This window comes from Klebsiella sp. K-3 (assembly GCF_051207495.1).
GTDB classification, from domain to species: Bacteria; Pseudomonadota; Gammaproteobacteria; order Enterobacterales; family Enterobacteriaceae; genus Klebsiella; species Klebsiella aerogenes.
Map to the genome: position 1 here is coordinate 327284 of NZ_JBPNXF010000002.1, position 17822 is coordinate 345105.

Annotated in this window: 17 protein-coding genes; 8 read left to right on the forward strand and 9 right to left on the reverse strand. The window is 56.2% G+C overall.

The window, feature by feature from the left end:
* Positions 1-9: 9 nt before the first annotated feature.
* From pcaF to ACSEMK_RS04440, 3 genes are read right to left on the reverse strand one after another with little or no spacing between them, the layout of a single operon-like run.
* Complete coding sequence (pcaF, locus tag ACSEMK_RS04430; RefSeq protein ID WP_113374695.1) at positions 10-1212, reverse strand: 3-oxoadipyl-CoA thiolase; 1203 nt, start codon at positions 1210-1212, stop codon at positions 10-12.
* Between the two features lie 10 nt (positions 1213-1222).
* Entirely contained in the window at positions 1223-1879 is a 657-nt protein-coding gene (locus tag ACSEMK_RS04435) for a 3-oxoacid CoA-transferase subunit B (protein WP_087858510.1), read from the reverse strand.
* A 10-nt stretch (positions 1880-1889) separates the two neighbouring features.
* Complete coding sequence (locus ACSEMK_RS04440) at positions 1890-2576, reverse strand: 3-oxoacid CoA-transferase subunit A (RefSeq protein WP_032707939.1); 687 nt, start codon at positions 2574-2576, stop codon at positions 1890-1892.
* Positions 2577-2743: 167 nt separating this feature from the next.
* Here ACSEMK_RS04440 and ACSEMK_RS04445 point away from each other — a divergent pair, with 167 nt between their 5' ends.
* Positions 2744-3550, forward strand: coding sequence for an IclR family transcriptional regulator domain-containing protein (locus ACSEMK_RS04445; protein ID WP_015366809.1), 807 nt, complete (start codon positions 2744-2746; stop codon positions 3548-3550).
* Here ACSEMK_RS04445 and smrA read toward each other — a convergent pair.
* Positions 3547-4110: a DNA endonuclease SmrA gene (gene smrA / locus ACSEMK_RS04450; RefSeq protein WP_087858509.1), complete on the reverse strand. Its 564-nt coding sequence runs from the start codon at positions 4108-4110 to the stop codon at positions 3547-3549. The two genes, ACSEMK_RS04445 and smrA, sit on opposite strands and share 4 nt — an antisense overlap.
* A 102-nt stretch (positions 4111-4212) precedes the next feature.
* Positions 4213-5121 carry a LysR family transcriptional regulator gene (locus tag ACSEMK_RS04455; RefSeq protein ID WP_087858508.1) on the reverse strand — a complete coding sequence of 303 codons (909 nt, stop codon included), beginning with the start codon at positions 5119-5121 and terminating at the stop codon, positions 4213-4215.
* A 166-nt stretch (positions 5122-5287) separates the two neighbouring features.
* Between ACSEMK_RS04455 and ACSEMK_RS04460 the strand changes: the two genes are divergently transcribed.
* The 3 genes from ACSEMK_RS04460 (at position 5288) to abgT (ending at position 9685) form a co-directional block, all read left to right on the forward strand.
* Positions 5288-6598 (forward strand): M20 family metallo-hydrolase, encoded by a 1311-nt coding sequence (locus ACSEMK_RS04460; protein WP_430915514.1) that lies wholly within the window; start codon positions 5288-5290, stop codon positions 6596-6598.
* Positions 6598-8043 carry a M20 family metallopeptidase gene (locus ACSEMK_RS04465; RefSeq protein WP_430915513.1) on the forward strand — a complete coding sequence of 482 codons (1446 nt, stop codon included), beginning with the start codon at positions 6598-6600 and terminating at the stop codon, positions 8041-8043. The genes ACSEMK_RS04460 and ACSEMK_RS04465 overlap by 1 nt, the downstream gene beginning before the upstream one ends.
* 115 nt (positions 8044-8158) lie before the next feature.
* The gene (abgT, locus tag ACSEMK_RS04470; RefSeq protein ID WP_430915512.1) at positions 8159-9685 is read left to right on the forward strand and encodes a p-aminobenzoyl-glutamate transporter; all 1527 of its coding nucleotides are present in this window, start codon (positions 8159-8161) and stop codon (positions 9683-9685) included.
* 32 nt (positions 9686-9717) lie between these two features.
* Here the strand turns inward: abgT and ACSEMK_RS04475 are convergent, their stop codons facing one another.
* Positions 9718-9810, reverse strand: a complete 93-nt coding sequence (locus ACSEMK_RS04475; RefSeq protein ID WP_372585015.1) for a phosphatidate cytidylyltransferase — start codon at positions 9808-9810, stop codon at positions 9718-9720.
* Between the two features lie 479 nt (positions 9811-10289).
* On the opposite strand from ACSEMK_RS04475, the gene ogt reads away from it, so the two are divergent.
* The 3 genes from ogt to uspE all read left to right on the forward strand — a co-directional run bounded on the left by ogt (position 10290) and on the right by uspE (position 12854).
* Positions 10290-10805: a methylated-DNA--[protein]-cysteine S-methyltransferase gene (gene ogt, locus ACSEMK_RS04480; protein WP_087858504.1), complete on the forward strand. Its 516-nt coding sequence runs from the start codon at positions 10290-10292 to the stop codon at positions 10803-10805.
* A 194-nt stretch (positions 10806-10999) separates the two neighbouring features.
* Complete coding sequence (gene fnr, locus ACSEMK_RS04485) at positions 11000-11752, forward strand: fumarate/nitrate reduction transcriptional regulator Fnr (RefSeq protein ID WP_004862555.1); 753 nt, start codon at positions 11000-11002, stop codon at positions 11750-11752.
* Positions 11753-11903: 151 nt separating this feature from the next.
* Entirely contained in the window at positions 11904-12854 is a 951-nt protein-coding gene (uspE, locus tag ACSEMK_RS04490; RefSeq protein ID WP_045392393.1) for a universal stress protein UspE, read from the forward strand.
* A 135-nt stretch (positions 12855-12989) separates the two neighbouring features.
* Here the strand turns inward: uspE and ACSEMK_RS04495 are convergent, their stop codons facing one another.
* The 3 genes from ACSEMK_RS04495 to pntA all read right to left on the reverse strand — a co-directional run bounded on the left by ACSEMK_RS04495 (position 12990) and on the right by pntA (position 16238).
* Positions 12990-13178 carry a YdiH family protein gene (locus ACSEMK_RS04495; RefSeq protein ID WP_045392396.1) on the reverse strand — a complete coding sequence of 63 codons (189 nt, stop codon included), beginning with the start codon at positions 13176-13178 and terminating at the stop codon, positions 12990-12992.
* 131 nt (positions 13179-13309) lie between these two features.
* A complete protein-coding gene (gene pntB / locus ACSEMK_RS04500) occupies positions 13310-14698 on the reverse strand; it encodes a Re/Si-specific NAD(P)(+) transhydrogenase subunit beta (protein WP_430915510.1) in 1389 nt (462 codons plus the stop codon).
* Between the two features lie 10 nt (positions 14699-14708).
* Positions 14709-16238: a Re/Si-specific NAD(P)(+) transhydrogenase subunit alpha gene (gene pntA, locus ACSEMK_RS04505; protein ID WP_113374689.1), complete on the reverse strand. Its 1530-nt coding sequence runs from the start codon at positions 16236-16238 to the stop codon at positions 14709-14711.
* A 519-nt stretch (positions 16239-16757) separates the two neighbouring features.
* Here pntA and ydgH point away from each other — a divergent pair.
* Entirely contained in the window at positions 16758-17708 is a 951-nt protein-coding gene (gene ydgH, locus ACSEMK_RS04510) for a DUF1471 family protein YdgH (RefSeq protein WP_032711543.1), read from the forward strand.
* Positions 17709-17822: the final 114 nt, after the last annotated feature.

A 17822-nucleotide genomic window follows, 5' to 3' on the forward strand; every position in this document is an offset into this window, starting at 1 on the left:
CGCGACTCCTTAAACGCGTTCAATAATCAGCGCAATCCCCTGGCCCACGCCGATACACATGGTGCACAGCGCATAGCGGCCGCCGGTACGCTTCAACTGATAAGCGGCGGTCATCGCCAGACGCCCGCCGGAAGCCCCCAGGGGATGGCCCAACGCGATGGCCCCGCCGTTGGGGTTAACGTGGGCGGCATCATCCGGCAGACCTAAATCACGGGTAACCGCCAGCGCCTGCGCGGCAAAAGCCTCATTCAGTTCGATGACGTCCATCTGCGCCAGCGTCAGCCCTGTTTGCGCCAGCACCTTACGCACCGCCGGCGCCGGGCCGAAGCCCATAATTCGCGGCGCCACCCCCGCCGTCGCCACGCCGACAACTCGCGCCAGCGGCTGTAAATCATTCGCCGACATCGCCTGTTCACTGGCCAACAGCAGCGCGCAGGCGCCGTCATTGACGCCGGAGGCGTTACCGGCGGTAACGCTGCCGTCGGCGCGAACCACGCCGCGCAGTTTAGCCAGGGCTTCCAGCGAGGTGCTGCGCGGGTGTTCATCGCGGCTGAAGCGCAGCGGCTCCCCTTTGCGTTGCGGTACCGACACGGCGATCAGTTCATCGGCGAAACGCCCCGCCTCCTGCGCCGCGGCGGTACGCTGCTGGCTACGAAGCGCAAAAGCGTCCTGGTCGGCGCGAGAAATGGCGAACTCATCGGCGACGTTTTCCGCGGTTTCGGGCATCGAGTGCACGCCGTACAGCGCTTTCATCTGTGGGTTAATAAAGCGCCAGCCAATGGTGGTATCTTCCATTTGCATCGAGCGGCTAAAGGCGCTCTCGGCTTTCCCCATCACAAACGGCGCGCGCGACATACTCTCCACCCCACCGGCGATCATCAGTTGAGTTTCGCCGCTTTTAATCGCCCGCGCCGCGACGCCGATCGCATCAAGGCTCGAGCCGCACAGGCGGTTAATCGTGCTGCCGGGAACGCTCTGCGGCAGCCCGGCCAGCAACAACGCCATACGCGCCACGTTACGGTTATCTTCTCCGGCCTGGTTGGCGCAGCCGTAGATAACATCGTCAATTAGCGCCGGATCGAGACCCGGATTACGCTCCAGCAGCGCTTTCAGCGGCAGCGCCGCCAGATCGTCAGCGCGCATGCTCGATAATGCGCCGCCAAAACGGCCAAACGGCGTACGTACCGCATCACAGATAAATGCCTGATTCATCATAGGTTCCTTACGCGCTTTCCGCCAGTTGTTCAAAAGTCAGCGCCACCGGTGTGATGCGCTGTAGCTCTTCAAATGAGAGACCGTTAAAGATTTCACGGACCACCGGGCCGCGGTCGGTAATATCGATGACCGCCAGATCGGTATAGATACGGCTGACGCAGCCGACGCCGGTTAGCGGGTAGCTGCACTGTTCGACCAGTTTGCATTCGCCATCGCGGGTCAGATGGTCCATCATCACAAACACCTGGCGGGCGCCGATAGCCAAATCCATCGCCCCTCCGACCGCCGGGATCGAATCCGGCGCGCCGGTGCTCCAGTTAGCGAGATCGCCGCTGGCGGAAACCTGATAGGCGCCCAGCACGCAGATATCGAGATGCCCGCCGCGCATCATGGCGAAGGAGTCGCCATGGTGGAAAAAACAGCCTCCCTGCAGCAGAGTGACATACTCTTTACCCGCGTTGATCAGTTCCGGGTCCTCTTCGCCGGACTGCGGCTTCGGCCCCATTCCCAGTAGCCCGTTTTCACTGTGCAGGAACACCTCTTTATCGGCAGGTAGATAGTTGGCGATACGGGTTGGCAGGCCAATACCGAGGTTTACGTAAGCGCCTTCTGGAATATCGCGGGCGACGCGCTGGGCCATTTCGTCACGAGTCAGTTTTTGCATGTTCGGCTCCTCAGGCGCTTTGCGCGACGGACAGATTTTCCAGCGAGAATACGCGCTGGACGAAAATCCCCGGGGTGATGATGTTTTCCGGGTCGAGTTCGCCAAGGGCGACCAGCTGCGAGACTTCAACAATGGTAGTTTTGGCGGCGGTCGCCATAATCGGGCCGAAGTTGCGCGCCGCTTTGCGGTATACCAGGTTGCCCCAGCGGTCGCCCTGATGGGCTTTAATAAGAGCAAAATCGGCTTTAATCGGATACTCAAGCACATAGTGGCGGCCGTCGATTTCCCGGGTTTCTTTGCCTTCCGCCAGCGGCGTGCCGTAGCCGGTCGGGGTAAAGACCGCACCGAGACCCGCTCCAGCGGCCTGGATCCGCGCCGCCAGATTGCCCTGCGGCACCAGTTCCAGCTCAACCTTGCCGCGGCGATAGAGGTCATCGAAAATTTGTGAATCCACCTGACGCGGGAATGAGCAGATCATTTTGCGCACCCGTCCGGCTTTGAGCAGCGCCGCCAGCCCCACTTCGCCATTGCCCGCGTTGTTATTGATAATGGTTAGGTCGCGGGCGCCCTGTTCAATCAGAGCATCAATCAGGTACGTCGGCTGCCCGGCGGGGCCAAATCCGCCAATCATGATGGTCGCGCCGTCGTGGATCCCGGCAATGGCCTCACTCAGCGTCGACACGCTTTTATCAATCATCAGGTCGCTCCTTAACGTGCGGTAATCGCACTTATATGCGTTGTTCGCACAAAATGTGACCCGCTTAACGATGCTGGTCAAGGGCGATAATCGAAATATGGTGCGATAATCGAACATCGTATATCTTTAGCGAAAGAATGTGATCGATGGCAAATACGGAGAACAAAATGGACAAGCATCCAGATGATGTAGTGGCGGGCGACGGCGATCCGTTTAAGGGCGACCCGAACTTTATGGCGTCGCTGGCGCGCGGGCTGGAAGTCATTCAGGCTTTTACCCCGCAGCGCCCGGTGCTGTCGATTTCGCAGATCAGCCAGAAAACCGGCATTCCTCGCGCGGCGGTACGGCGCTGCCTGTATACCTTAAGCAAACTGGGATTCGTCTACGCCGAAGACGGTAAGAATTTCCAGCTGCGTCCACGGATACTTGCCCTTGGTCACGCCTGGCTGGCCTCAACGCCGCTGGCGCGCTCGGCGCAGCCGGTGCTCAAACATCTGAGCGAAATGCTCAATGAATCCTGCTCAATCGCCACCCTTGATGGCGACGATATCCTGTATATCGCCCGCGCCTCCAGTTCGCGAATTATGACCATCGATCTTGATATCGGCAGCCGCCTGCCGGCGTGGGCGACCTCCATGGGGCGCGTGCTGTTAAGCCATCAGCCGGAAGAACGGCTGAACGACATGCTGGGCCGGGTGACGATGATTCGCTACACCCCGCAGACGGTAGATTCGGTGAATAAGCTGCGCGCGGAGCTAAAACGCGTGCATCAGCAGGGATATGCGTTGAACGATCAGGAACTGGAAATGGGGCTGCGTTCGCTGGCGGTACCGCTATATAACCCGCAGGGACAGGTGGAAGCGGCGCTAAACGTCGGGGTTCACGCGGGCCAGATGTCGACCCGCGAAATGCTGGACCGGGTGCTGCCGGAACTACAAAAAGCCGCCCGCGAGCTAACGCTGTTGCTGCGCTAGCGGCTACGTTTGGCGTGCAGCTCCCAGTTCTCCTGTTTGGCCTGCTCTGATTTACGCAGCGCAACGTAGCAGGCGCCGCTGCCGCCGTGGTGCGGTAGCGCAGCGCAAAACGCCTGTACCTCAGGCAGCTCTGGCAGCCAGCGCGCCAGGTAGCTGCGAATAATATTGGCGTGGGCCTGGTCATCACGGCCTTTGCCGTGGATGATAAGTAAATTACGCAGCCCCTCTTTTTGCGCCTGTATCACGAAGGCGAACAGCATTTGCCGGCACTGTTCGACCGGCTGGCGCAGAAGCGACAGGCTTGCCTGCTGACTGTATTTTCCGCGCCGCAGCTTTTCCAGTACCCCGCTTTGTAGCCCTTCCCGTTTGAACTCCAGCGGTACGGCGAGCGGCACAATATCGAGGTAGCCGGTAGTCAGATAATTATCGAGCTGCAGGGTATCGATGCGCTGCGGCGCGCGCGCGGGGCGTTCACGATGCCAGTGCACATCATTATTACGTTTCAGAGGCTGGACATCCTCCATGGCGTCAAGAAACAGGGATTTGTCGTCAAGGTTCATGGTCACTCCTCCAGCGGCTATCGCCTGCTACTATAGCCGCCTCGCGCCTGCCCCTCAACGCGTTTAGCCGCCACTGCCGACAAATAGCCCCACGCAGGATATTTAAGGAAACAATTGACGGCTTTGACGACGAAACAGGGTGATTAACGAAGCCGTTAACGGCGTCTGTCGCGTGTCGCGCCGCTGGATCAGGTAGTAGGTTGCCCTGGGCAACGTTTCACGTATGGGGATCATCACCAGTTTATCCGCCATCATCGGATCGTTTCCGAGCTCTACCGGCAGAATGCTGAGGAAATCGCTCTTCACCACCAGACTGATGCACGAAGAGAAGGTTTCACACACGATATCGACCTTGGGCGCCAGCCCGGCCTGGTTAAACATCTCCTGCAGTTGTTTAAAGTAGCTACCGCGCGGCGTTGGCATCGTCCAGTGGTGTTCGAGCAATTCAGTCAGGGAAGTGGCGCGCGCCGCCGGATGTCCGGCGCGGGCGAATACCGCGAACGGTTTCTCAAACAGTTTTTCAAAGCTGAATTCATGATCGTACGGGCCGGGATAGTAGGTGTTGATAGTGAAATCAAGCTCACCCTGCCGCAGTTCATTAATCATCGCCAGGAGTTGCCCTTCCATGATCCGTACCTTCACCAGCGGATGCTGCTGATGAAAGCGGCAAATCACCGATGGCATCAGCGACCGGGCGACGCTGGCGCCGAGACCAATATTAATCTGCCCGGCCTGCTCGCCCTGACGCTGCAGCAGTTCATCCTGCGCCGCCCGAAGCTCTTCAAGGATCAGGCTCGCATGTTGATAAAAACTTTCGCCGTTTTCCGTCAGCGCCACCCCCTGGCTGCGGCGGACAAACAGTTGGGCGGAAAGCCCTTCTTCCAGCTCTTTAATCGCTTTGGTCAACGCGGGCTGCGAGATAGCAAGCGCCCGGCTGGCGCCGCGAATACTCCCCTCGCGGGCAACCTCAACGAAAGCGCGAATTTGATGAAATTTAATCTGAAATGACATGTTTTAGGTGATAACCATTGTTTATCAGACAGAAGAAAATGACATCTACTGTAATCGAACATGCTGTGGCAGGTTAAGGGTGAGATTGCCTGAAAGGCGTATGTGATAAGCAAAAGCTATCACTTCGTGAACGCCGTCACACTTTTTAATTATGACAGGAAGGGTTATGCCGCAACTTCATGAATTGGTAAGCCAACTGGCGCCGGAAATGACGCAATGGCGTCGTGATTTTCACCTGCACGCGGAGTCCGGCTGGCTGGAATTTCGCACCGCCAGCAAGGTTGCCGAGATCTTAGACGGCCTCGGTTATCAACTGGCGCTGGGGCGCGACGTTATCGATGCCGACAGCCGAATGGGGCTGCCCGACGCCACCACCCTGGCACAGGCATTCCAGCGAGCCCGCGAACAGGGAGCGCCGGAACGTTGGCTACCGGCTTTTGAAGGCGGATTCGCCGGCGTCGTCGCCACCCTGGACACCAGCCGCCCCGGCCCGACGCTGGCGTTTCGCGTCGATATGGACGCGCTCGATCTTAACGAACAACACGACGATTGCCATCGCCCGCATCGCGCGGGTTTCGCCTCCTGCAACGCCGGGATGATGCACGCCTGCGGCCATGACGGCCATACCGCCATTGGGCTGGGTTTAGCGCATGTGCTACAGCAGTATGCCGATCGGCTCAACGGGATCATCAAGCTGATTTTCCAGCCTGCCGAAGAAGGTACCCGCGGCGCGCGCGCGATGGTGGCGGCAGGCGTGCTCGATAACGTGGACTACTTTACCGCCATTCATATCGGCACCGGCGTCCCCAGCGGCACCGTGGTCTGCGGCGGTGACAACTTTATGGCGACCACCAAATTCGACGTGCAATTCGAGGGCGTCGCCGCTCACGCCGGCGGCAAACCGGAAGATGGGCGCAACGCGCTACTGGCCGCCGCGCAGGCCGCCCTCGCCCTGCACGCCATCGCGCCGCACAGCGCCGGCGCCTCACGGGTTAACGTCGGTGTTATGCAGGCCGGCACCGGGCGCAACGTGGTCCCTTCTTCCGCGCTGATAAAAGTGGAAACCCGCGGCGAGACGGAAGCTATCAACCAGTATGTGTTTGAGCGGGCGCAAAATGTGATTGCCGGCGCCGCAGCGATGTATGAAGCCCGCTATGAACTTCGGCTCATGGGCGCGGCGACCTCCAGCGCCCCCTCTCCGGCGTGGGAGCGATACCTGCGTGAGCAGGCAGCACAGGTGCCGGGGGTGGTAGAGGCGGTCGATCATATTGCCGCGCCGGCGGGATCCGAAGATGCCACTTTGATGATGGCGCGGGTACAGGAGCGCGGCGGGCTGGCTTCATACATGATTTTCGGTACTGAACTGAGCGCCGGACATCACAATGAGAAATTTGATTTCGACGAAGGGGTCATGATCATCGCGGTCGAGACGCTGGCGCGCATCGCGCTCAACTTTCCCTGGCAGCGAGGCGTGTGATGGAAAAGATCTATCAATTTGTTGATGACATCATTGAATCGCGACGCGACGATTTTTGCGCTATTGCCGATGATATCTGGGATCATCCGGAAACCCGATTCCAGGAATTCTGGTCCGCCGCGCGGTTGGCCGACGCGCTGGAAGCGGAAGGTTTTCAACTAAGCCGTCACGCTGGTGGAATCCCCAATGCGTTTACCGCCAGCTTTGGCGAGGGTAAACCGGTTATCGCCCTGCTCGGCGAGTTTGATGCGCTGGCAGGACTCAGCCAACAGGCGCACAGTGCTGAACCAACATCCGCGACGCCGGGGGAAAACGGCCACGGCTGTGGGCATAATCTCCTCGGCACCGCGGCGTTCGCCGCCGCCGTCGCTGCGAAACAGTGGCTGCAGCAGCATGGCGGCTCGGGCACCCTGCGCTTTTATGGCTGCCCGGGCGAAGAAGGCGGTTCGGGTAAAACCTTTATGGTGCGCGAGGGACTATTCGATGATATCGACGCCGCCCTCACCTGGCATCCGGAAGCCTGGGCCGGGATGTTCAGCACCAGCACGCTGGCCAATATTCAGGCGGCGTGGCGCTTTACCGGAACCGCCGCGCACGCGGCAAACTCGCCGCATCTGGGGCGTAGCGCGTTGGACGCCGTCACGCTGATGACCACCGGCAGTAACTTCCTCAATGAGCATATTATCGAGAAGGCGCGTGTGCACTACGCCATTACCGATACCGGCGGCGTGTCGCCCAACGTGGTGCAGGCGCAGGCTGAAGTGCTGTATTTAATTCGCGCTCCGGAAATGGCCGACGTGCAGCAAATCTTCGCCCGCATTGAGAAAATCGCCCAGGGCGCCGCGCTGATGACCGAAACCAGCGTCAGTTGCCGTTTTGAAAAAGCCTGTTCCAGCTATCTCCCCAATCGCACGCTGGAAGCGGCAATGTATCAGGCCGTATGTCATTACGGTACGCCGCAATGGAGTGACGAAGAGCGCGCTTTCGCGGCGGATATTCGCGCCACCCTCGGCGTGAACGATATAAATAACAGCCTGAAGAATATTGCCGGCACCAGCGGTGAAGAAGGAAAAGCGTTTGCCCGCCGCCATCACGACACGGTGTTGATTGATGAAGTCGCGCCGTGGGCGGCGACGGAAAACGTGCTGGCCGGCTCTACCGACGTCGGCGACGTGAGCTGGAAAGCGCCGGTGGCCCAGTGTTTTAGCCCCTGCTTCGCCATCGGTACGCCGCTGCATAGCTGGCAACTGGTGAGCCAGGGAAGAACGTCCATTGCCCATAAAGGGATGCTGCTGGCGGGTAAGATACTGGGAGCGACGGCGATTCGTTTGTTCAGCGACAGGCCGTTGCTCGAAGCAAGCCAGCAGGAACTGACTCAGGTACTGGCGGTTAGCCCATATCAGTGCCCGATCCCGCGTGACGTCGTACCATCAATTTTAAAATAAGAAAAACTAGCCTCTGGGATAGCGTACAGCGCATGGCAATCGCCAATAAAAACAACAGCTGACAACCCATGAGGCATGCCGCAACCAACACAACAACGACAACTGAGGAACGCCCATGAGTATGTCATCCATACCGTCGCATTCCCCCACCGGTAAGCTGTATGGCTGGGTTGAAAAAATAGGTAATAAGGTTCCGCATCCATTTTTGCTGTTTATCTATCTGATCGTCGCGCTGATGGCCGCCACCGCCATTTTGTCGGCGCTAAACGTCGGCGTACAGAACCCTACCGACGGTTCGCGAGTGGTGGTAAACAATCTGCTCAGCGTTGAAGGGCTGCACTGGTTTCTGCCAAACGTGATTAAAAACTTTAGCGGCTTCGCGCCGCTGGGGGCGATTCTGGCGCTGGTGCTCGGCGCTGGTTTTGCCGAACGGGTCGGCCTGCTGCCGTCGCTGATGGTCAAGATGTCATCGCACGTTAGCGCGCGTTACGCCAGTTACATGGTGTTATTTATCGCCTTCTTCAGCCACATCTCTTCCGATGCGGCGCTGGTCATTATGCCGCCGCTGGGGGCGTTAATGTTTCTCGCCGTGGGCCGCCATCCGGTAGCCGGTTTGCTGGCGGCAATCGCCGGCGTCGGCTGCGGGTTTACGGCAAATTTACTTATTGTCACCACCGACGTGTTGCTCTCTGGTATCAGTACCGAAGCGGCGAAAACGCTTGATACCTCGCTGCATGTTAGCGTTATCGACAACTGGTATTTCATGGCCACCTCAGTCATCGTTCTGACGCTGGTCGGCGGATTAATCACCGATAAACTGGTCGAACCACGGTTAGGAAAGTGGCAAGGCCAGAGTGATGAAACGCTGCAGACGCTGACGGCGGAACAGCGGTTCGGGCTGCGTATTGCCGGTATCGCGGCGCTGCTGTTTGTGGCGGTTATCGCGCTGATGGTGGTGCCGGAAAACGGCATCCTGCGCGATCCCATCAAACATACCGTGATGCCCTCGCCCTTTATTAAAGGGATTGTGCCGCTGATTATCTTTTTCTTTTTTGTCGTGTCTTTGGCTTACGGCATCGCTACCGGCAAAATTCGCCGTCAGGCTGACCTGCCGCAGTTAATGATCGAGCCGATGAAGGAGATGGCCGGATTTATCGTGATGGTCTTCCCACTGGCCCAGTTTGTCGCCATGTTTAACTGGAGCAATATGGGTAAATTCATGGCCGTTGGTCTAACCGATGTGCTGGAAAGCGCGGGAATGAATGGCGTGCCGGCGTTTGTCGGCCTGGCGCTGCTGTCGGCGTTTTTGTGTATGTTTATCGCCAGCGGTTCGGCTATCTGGTCGATTCTGGCGCCCATTTTTGTACCAATGTTCATGCTGCTGGGCTTTCACCCGGCGTTTGCGCAGATCCTGTTTCGTATCGCTGACTCTTCCGTGCTGCCGCTCGCGCCGGTATCGCCGTTTGTGCCGCTGTTTCTCGGCTTTTTACAGCGCTACCGGCCCGAAGCCAGACTGGGCACCTACTATTCGCTGGTATTACCCTACCCGCTCATTTTCTTAGCCGTCTGGCTACTGCTGCTGGTGGGCTGGTATCTGGTAGGGCTACCGATTGGCCCAGGTATTTATCCACGCTTACCCTAACGCAGCGACAGGCCAGGGAGGGCCTGCGGGCGTTAACGCGATGTGCTGCGATGCAGGAACGTTTTATACAGGCTTTCGATGACCACCGACAGCAAATTGATAGCTAACCCACTGATAATCAACACAACAACCCCTGTTAATATGTATTGCATATCGCCACCTTTCTGTTGGTTAAAAAAAACCAGCGCCAAAGCGCTGGAAAAATAATTGACTCAAGGAATGCCTGTATATTTATCTGCGGCGCCGGGTGCCTCCCGGTGGATTAGCCAGTTCACACTAATCCGCGTGCGTATGACAAACTGCATAGGAATTTGAACTGAACGCTTCTCCGCACAGGGAAATTCGCCGCCAGACAAAGGTAGCAAAATGCTCTTTCTGCCGCGCCTGGTAGTTAATGCAAAAATAAACATTACTTCACCCCTTCCTTTATTCCTGCAATTTGCGATCGGGCAATGGAATGACTGAATTTAAATGACTGCGATTCGTATTTATAAATTAATAGTACAGGTTTCATTATTTGCTGACCTTTCGGAGGTATAGTTTGCAGGCCGCACGTCATGATATGGTGTGCCCTTGGCGAAATAACCTCGTAGAAGGAAGACCGATGCTGACGCTGCTGCAAGATAAAATCGACACCCCGCTGGGGCCGTTGTGGGTCATTTGCGATGAACAATTTAACCTGCGCGCCGTGGAATGGGATCAGCACCGTGATCGTATGGAGCAACTGCTGGACATCCACTACCGTCACGAGGGTTATAATCGCGTTGATGCGCGCGATCCGGGCGGGCTGAGCGCGAAGCTGCGGCAATACTTCGACGGCGATCTTGCGATTATCGATACCCTGCCGACCGCAACCGGCGGTACGCCGTTTCAACGCCAGGTGTGGCAAGCGCTGCGTACGATTCCCTGCGGACAAGTCATGCACTACGGTCAGTTAGCCGAGGTTCTTGGCCGTCCAGGCGCAGCACGCGCGGTCGGTGCGGCAAATGGTTCCAATCCGGTCAGCATCGTGGTTCCCTGCCATCGCGTGATTGGCCGTAACGGCACCATGACCGGCTACGCCGGGGGCGTACAGCGAAAAGAGTGGTTATTGCGCCATGAGGGCTATTTGCTGCTTTGACAGATAATGCCTTTTTTGGAAATTACAGGTAACTTTACAATAATTAATCGCCTAATAATTTTCTTATTATCAAAGAGATATGGCGAGTGATATATTTACCCTTCTAATATTACGTCTTTCCGGGTTTCGAGACTTACTTGCTCCTCAAAAAGATGTTAAAATTGACCAATATCAATTAAAGCTTGAGCAGACATATGATCCCGGAAAAGCGAATTATACGACGCATTCAGTCTGGTGGTTGTGCAATCCATTGTCAGGATTGCAGCATTAGCCAGCTCTGCATCCCCTTTACTTTGAACGAACATGAGCTGGATCAGCTTGATAATATCATCGAGCGCAAGAAGCCTATTCAGAAAGGGCAAACCCTGTTCAAAGCGGGTGATGAGCTGAAGTCGCTGTACGCTATCCGTTCAGGGACCATCAAAAGCTACACCATCACCGAACAAGGCGATGAGCAGATTACTGGCTTCCATCTGGCGGGTGATTTGGTCGGTTTTGACGCCATTGGCACCGCCCTGCACCCAAGCTTTGCGCAGGCGCTGGAAACCTCAATGGTATGCGAAATTCCGTTCGAAACGCTGGATGATCTTTCCGGTAAAATGCCGAACCTGCGTCAGCAGATGATGCGCCTGATGAGCGGCGAGATCAAAGGCGATCAGGACATGATCCTGTTGCTTTCCAAAAAGAACGCAGAAGAACGGTTGGCGGCGTTTATCTACAACCTGTCCCGCCGTTTCGCGCAGCGCGGCTTCTCACCACGTGAGTTTCGCCTGACCATGACGCGTGGCGACATCGGCAACTATCTGGGCCTGACAGTAGAAACCATCAGCCGTCTGCTCGGTCGTTTCCAGAAAAGCGGTATGCTGGCGGTGAAAGGGAAATATATCACCATCGAAAACAGCGATCTGCTGGCGCAACTGGCAGGCCAGGCGCGCAACGTCGCCTGATTTATCTCCGCTAGACTTTCTTCTACCTTGTGCCGGATCGACATTTTTTTCTAATTTGTTGATCTGGCCAGGGTCATCCCCTGTTTCAATTCATCCATATAGGTTATCTTTTTAAATACTGACTGTAGCTACAGCTGTAAGGAGACCCTGTATGGCGAAGTATCAGAACATGCTGGTAGTAATCGACCCTAACCAGGACGACCAGCCTGCATTACGGCGCGCGGTGTATCTGCACCAACGGATTGGTGGACGCATCAAAGCCTTTTTGCCGATCTATGATTTTTCCTACGAAATGACCACCCTGCTGTCGCCCGACGAGCGGACGGCGATGCGCCAGGGCGTGATTAGCCAACGCAGCGCCTGGATCCGTGAACAGGCCAAGTTTTATATTGAATCCGGGGTGCCAATCGATATCAAAGTGGTATGGCACAACCGCCCCTTTGAAGCCATCATTCAGGAAATCATCAGCGATAAACACGACCTGCTGCTGAAAATGGCCCATCAGCACGACAAACTCGAAGCGGTCATCTTCACACCGACCGACTGGCACCTGCTGCGCAAATGTCCATGTCCGGTGTGGATGGTTAAAGATCAGCCCTGGCCGGAAGGCGGTAAAGCGCTGGTGGCGGTTAATCTGGCCAGTGAAGAGAACTATCACAACGCCCTCAATGAAAAACTGGTGCGGGAGACCATCGCCCTCGCCGATCAGGTTAATCATACCGAAGTACATCTGGTTGGCGCCTATCCGGTGACGCCTATCAACATCGCCATTGAATTACCTGATTTTGACCCGAGCATCTATAACGATGCGATTCGCGGCCAGCATCTACTGGCAATGAAAGCGCTGCGCCAGAAATTCAGCATTGATGAAAGCCGCACCCACGTAGAGAAAGGGCTGCCTGAAGAGGTTATCCCTGATTTAGCTGAACACCTGCAGGCCGGGATTGTGGTGCTGGGCACCGTTGGCCGCACCGGCATCTCTGCCGCGTTTCTCGGCAATACCGCGGAACAGGTTATCGACCACCTGCGCTGCGACCTGCTGGTACTGAAACCTGAAGCTTATCAAACTCCAGTTGAACTGGACGATGAAGACGACGACTAACAGCGTCTCATCAGGTTTGAAATATTATCTAACGTCCCCCGCCCGCCGGGGGATTTTTTTGCCGCGCCCGCAAAAAAGAAAAAGGGCCTTACGGCCCGGGATATCAACGCTAATTTAATAAACTTACAGAATGCGTTAGTGGATACCTAAACGCCAGGCCAGGTCGATCTCTTCTTTCAGCTCCATCGATGAAAGCGACATCAGATCGGCAAACTCGAGCTCGAGGAGTTTGAGCTTCTTCAGGTACTGCGCGGGAGTCATAACGGAAGTGTCGCGGCGCAGGTACTCGATGGCCATCTGCGTGGGGGTTAACTCGGTATCCATAATATCCTCAGTGTGGTGAAAAAACAGGCATAGTATAACACCCATCACCGTTCACTTTATGAGCAAAATCATGGTTTCACTGCCTATATAAAAAAGCCGTCTCAACAGAGACGGCTTAGAGCGTTGCGCTATTACAGCGCTTTCAGAATGGCATCCACGCTGGCTTTAGCGTCGCCAAACAGCATGTGGGTGTTCTCTTTGAAGAACAGCGGATTCTGCACGCCAGCATAGCCGGTGTTCATCGAACGTTTGAAGACCACCACGTTCTGCGCCTTCCACACTTCCAGCACCGGCATACCGGCGATCGGGCTCTTCGGATCGTCCTGCGCCGCTGGGTTGACGGTGTCGTTCGCGCCGATCACCAGTACGGTATCGGTATCGGCGAAATCATCGTTGATTTCGTCCATTTCCAGCACCACGTCATACGGAACCTTCGCTTCCGCCAGCAGCACGTTCATGTGCCCCGGCAGTCGCCCGGCGACCGGATGGATCCCGAAGCGCACCTTGATACCGCGCGCACGCAGCTTCTCAGTGATTTCCGCGACCGGATACTGCGCCTGCGCCACCGCCATACCGTAGCCCGGGGTGATGATCACGGAATGCGAGTTTTTCAGCATTTCCGCCGTTTCTTCAGCGCTGATTTCACGATGCTCACCGACTTCTTCATCGCCGCTGGAACTGCCGCCATCGGTGCCGAAACCGCCGGCGATAACGCTGATAAACGAACGGTTCATCGCCTTACACATAATGTAGGAGAGGATCGCACCGGAAGAACCCACCAGCGCGCCGGTCACGATCAGCAGGTCGTTGCTGAGCATAAAGCCCGCCGCCGCCGCCGCCCAACCGGAGTACGAGTTCAGCATCGATACCACGACCGGCATATCCGCGCCGCCGATAGACGCCACCAGGTGCCAGCCGAACGCGAGGGCGATAATGGTCATCACCAGCAGGCACAGTACCTGCGTTCCGGTGCTGTCGGTACGCACGAAGGCCACCAGCAGCAGGAAGGAGATAACCAGCGCCGCCAGGTTCAGCTTATGGCGATTCGGCAGCATCAGCGGTTTTGACGAAATTTTGCCGCGCAGCTTACCAAAGGCAACGATCGAGCCGGTGAAGGTCACGGCGCCGATAAAGATGCCGAGGAACACTTCGGTCAGGTGAATATTCGCCAGCACCTGATCGAGGCCCGGTCCGTGGTCGAGATAGCTGTTGAAGCCAACCAGCACCGCCGCCAGACCAACGAAGCTATGCAGTACCGCCACCAGCTCCGGCATCTCGGTCATTTCGACTTTCTTCGCCAGGCGGATACCAATCGCCCCGCCGATAACCATCGCCACGGTTATCCAGCCGACATTACCGCTGTCCGGCCCAAAGATGGTGGCAATCAGCGCAATCGCCATCCCAGCGATGCCGTACAGGTTGCCCTGCTTCGACGTTTCGTGCTTTGACAGCCCCGCAAGGCTAAAGATAAACAGAATAGCGGCAACAATGTATGCAGCTGTAACTAATCCTCCAGACATGTGCTACCCCTTAGTTTTTGCGGAACATTTTCAGCATGCGCTGAGTGACGGTGAAACCACCAAAAATATTAATGCTGGCGATCAGCACCGCGATAAAGCTCAAGAAGCTGACCCAGCCGCCGTGCCCTATCTGCAGCAATGCCCCAACGACAATAATCCCTGAAATGGCGTTGGTTACCGACATGAGCGGCGTGTGCAGCGCGTGCGACACGTTCCACACCACGTAGTAGCCGACTACGCAGGAGAGCGCGAAGACGGTAAAGTGACCAAGAAACTCTTTCGGCGCGACGTTCGCCAGCCAGCCAAAGAGGATAATCGCCAGCGCCATCAGCGCGTATTTACGCCACGGCGAACCTGGTTTGGCCTCCTCTTTTGGCGCTTCGACGGTTTTCGTCGCCGCCTGAGGCTGCGCGGATACCTGAATCGGCGGCGCCGGCCAGGTAATTTCGCCCTCGCGGACCACGGTAACGCCACGTACCACCACATCGTCGAAATCGATGGTGATATTCCCGTCTTTATCCTTGCACAGCAGCTTCAGCAGGTTTACCAGGTTAGTGCCGTAGAGCTGAGAAGATTGCGTCGGCAGACGACCCGGCAGGTCGGTATAACCGATAATTTTCACGCCATTAGCGGTGGTCACGACTTCGCCCGGCACGGTGTATTCACAGTTGCCGCCGTTTTGCGACGCCAGGTCGACGACTACGCTGCCCGACTTCATGGAGTCAACCATTTCGCGGGTAATCAGCTTCGGCGCCGGTTTACCCGGGATCAGCGCGGTGGTGACAATGATATCGACATCTTTAGCCTGTGCGGCGAACAGCGCCATTTCGGCTTTGATAAAGGCTTCAGACATGACTTTGGCATAACCGTCGCCGCTGCCCGCTTCTTCTTTAAAGTCCAGTTCAAGGAACTCGGCGCCCATACTCTGCACCTGTTCTTTCACTTCCGGACGGGTATCGAAGGCGCGGACGATGGCGCCGAGGCTGTTCGCCGCGCCAATCGCCGCAAGGCCAGCAACGCCTGCGCCGATTACCATCACCTTCGCCGGCGGTACTTTACCTGCCGCTGTGATCTGCCCGGTAAAGAAACGACCGAATTCGTGCGCCGCTTCGACAATCGCGCGATAACCAGCGATGTTGGCCATCGAACTCAGCGCATCTAACGACTGGGCGCGGGAAATACGCGGCACCGAGTCCATCGCCATCACGTTGATACCGCGAGCGGCCAGCTTTTCCATGAGATCCGGATTCTGCGCCGGCCAGATGAAACTCACCAGCGTAGTGCCCGGGTTGAGCTTCGCAATTTCCGCATCGCTCGGCGCATTAACCTTGAGGATGACGTCGGAGTGCCAGACGTTATCCGCGCTGACGATTTCCGCGCCCGCCTGTTCGAAGGCTTCATCGTCGAAGCTCGCCAGTTTCCCGGCTCCGCTCTCGACCGCCACGCTAAACCCGAGCTTAAGCAGCTGCTCGACCGTCTTCGGCGTCGCAGCGGCCCGGGTTTCCTGAGCTAAGCTCTCTTTTGGTATCCCAATTCGCATAGTTTTCCCTTCCATCGGTTTTTGATGATGGTTTATTTTTTTCACAAATGCGCCAGCGGCGGCGCAAAAACGCCGCACAGGTATTCATCTGGAAAATGAAACAGTAACAAACTTTTTATAACCTACTGAAAATACCGATTGTGATCTACATCGTTAAAACAGAATTTTTGATTTTATTGAGAAAAATTAGTCCTGACTGCGTCAGGCAGCAATATTTGCCTTAATTTTATGCCAGAACCTGATAATTCGCTTACCTTTGGGATTAATTCGCCATTTATTACCGCCAGTATCATTGCATTAACATTACGTTAACTTATAAAAGTGATATTGATTATCGATTTTGCTGTTCAAGGGGCTGTTTTTTCAACATATCAGTATTTGTTATATTTTTGTAACGAACGATTCGGGCGGGAAGTGAAAAATGACGCAGACAGTTACGTTGTTTAAATGCAATAATCACCTGTTTTCAGTCAACAACAATACCAGTACATGGTTTGCGCAAGGCAAAGGATTATTTTTATGAAGCTTAAGAACACACTCCTGGCGTCTGCTCTTCTGGCTACCACCGCGTTGTCTGCCCATGCAGCGACCGAGCTGACTCCGGAGCAAGCGGCAGCGCTGAAGCCCTATGACCGCGTCGTCGTCACTGGCCGTTTTAACGCGATTGGCGATGCCGTACAGGCGGTTTCCCGTAAGGCGGATAAAGATGGCGCAGCTTCCTTTTATGTTGTCGACACCTCAGATTTCGGCAACGGCGGCAACTGGCGCGTAACGGCGGATTTTTATAAAGAAAACGCCCCGCAGGCGGATACCCCGAAAAACCGTATTATTAACGGCGTGATGGAACTGCCGAAAGATCAGGCCGTCGCGCTGATGCCATATGACACCGTGACCGTGCAGGGCTTCTATCGTAGCCAGCCGGAAGTCAACGACGCCATCGCCAAAGCGGCAAAAGCTAAAGGCGCGTATGCCTTCTTCATCGTCCGCCAGGTTGACGCCAACCAGGGCGGCAACCAGCGCATCACCGCTTATATTTATAAAAAGGATGCGCAGAAGCGCGTACTACAGAGCCCGGATGCGATTCCTGCTGATTCTGAAGCCGGTCGCGCCGCTCTGGCGAAAGGCGGCGAAGCGGCTAAAAACGTCGAAATCCCAGGCGTGGCCTCCTCCGCCGCGGTCGGCGCCGGTACCGGCGTAGGTCTGTTCTACGAAACCCAATCGTCGAAAGGCGGACGTTACACTGTCACCCTGCCGGACGGCACGAAAGTTGAAGAGGTGAACAAAATCACCGCCGCGCAGATGGTGCCGTTTGATAGCATCAAATTCACCGGTAACTATGGCAACATGACGGAAATCTCCTATCAGACCGCGAAACGCGCGGCCAAGAAAGGGGCGAAATATTACCACATCACCCGCCAGTGGCAGGAACGTGGCGGTAATATCACCATCAGCGCCGACCTGTATAAGTAATCGGTTTCAGCTGCTCAAAAAGGCGACATCACGTCGCCTTTTTGCATTTTTTCGCCCGCCGCCATTGCATGCGTACAAGACACTCCGTAAAATCCCGCGCCTTAGCGTAATCCT

Bases quoted from the DNA above. Each gene is read 5' to 3' on its own strand.
- abgT (WP_430915512.1), top strand. From the start codon at position 8,159: ATGAGTATGTCATCCATACCGTCGCATTCCCCCACCGGTAAGCTGTAT.
- uspE (WP_045392393.1), top strand. From the start codon at position 11,904: ATGGCGAAGTATCAGAACATGCTGGTAGTAATCGACCCTAACCAGGAC.
- ACSEMK_RS04455 (WP_087858508.1), bottom strand. From the start codon at position 5,121: ATGTCATTTCAGATTAAATTTCATCAAATTCGCGCTTTCGTTGAGGTT.
- ACSEMK_RS04445 (WP_015366809.1), top strand. From the start codon at position 2,744: ATGGACAAGCATCCAGATGATGTAGTGGCGGGCGACGGCGATCCGTTT.
- pntB (WP_430915510.1), bottom strand. From the start codon at position 14,698: ATGTCTGGAGGATTAGTTACAGCTGCATACATTGTTGCCGCTATTCTG.
- pcaF (WP_113374695.1), bottom strand. From the start codon at position 1,212: ATGAATCAGGCATTTATCTGTGATGCGGTACGTACGCCGTTTGGCCGT.
- ACSEMK_RS04495 (WP_045392396.1), bottom strand. From the start codon at position 13,178: ATGGATACCGAGTTAACCCCCACGCAGATGGCCATCGAGTACCTGCGC.
- ogt (WP_087858504.1), top strand. From the start codon at position 10,290: ATGCTGACGCTGCTGCAAGATAAAATCGACACCCCGCTGGGGCCGTTG.
- fnr (WP_004862555.1), top strand. From the start codon at position 11,000: ATGATCCCGGAAAAGCGAATTATACGACGCATTCAGTCTGGTGGTTGT.
- ydgH (WP_032711543.1), top strand. From the start codon at position 16,758: ATGAAGCTTAAGAACACACTCCTGGCGTCTGCTCTTCTGGCTACCACC.
- smrA (WP_087858509.1), bottom strand. From the start codon at position 4,110: ATGAACCTTGACGACAAATCCCTGTTTCTTGACGCCATGGAGGATGTC.
- ACSEMK_RS04435 (WP_087858510.1), bottom strand. From the start codon at position 1,879: ATGCAAAAACTGACTCGTGACGAAATGGCCCAGCGCGTCGCCCGCGAT.
- ACSEMK_RS04465 (WP_430915513.1), top strand. From the start codon at position 6,598: ATGGAAAAGATCTATCAATTTGTTGATGACATCATTGAATCGCGACGC.
- ACSEMK_RS04460 (WP_430915514.1), top strand. From the start codon at position 5,288: ATGCCGCAACTTCATGAATTGGTAAGCCAACTGGCGCCGGAAATGACG.
- ACSEMK_RS04440 (WP_032707939.1), bottom strand. From the start codon at position 2,576: ATGATTGATAAAAGCGTGTCGACGCTGAGTGAGGCCATTGCCGGGATC.
- pntA (WP_113374689.1), bottom strand. From the start codon at position 16,238: ATGCGAATTGGGATACCAAAAGAGAGCTTAGCTCAGGAAACCCGGGCC.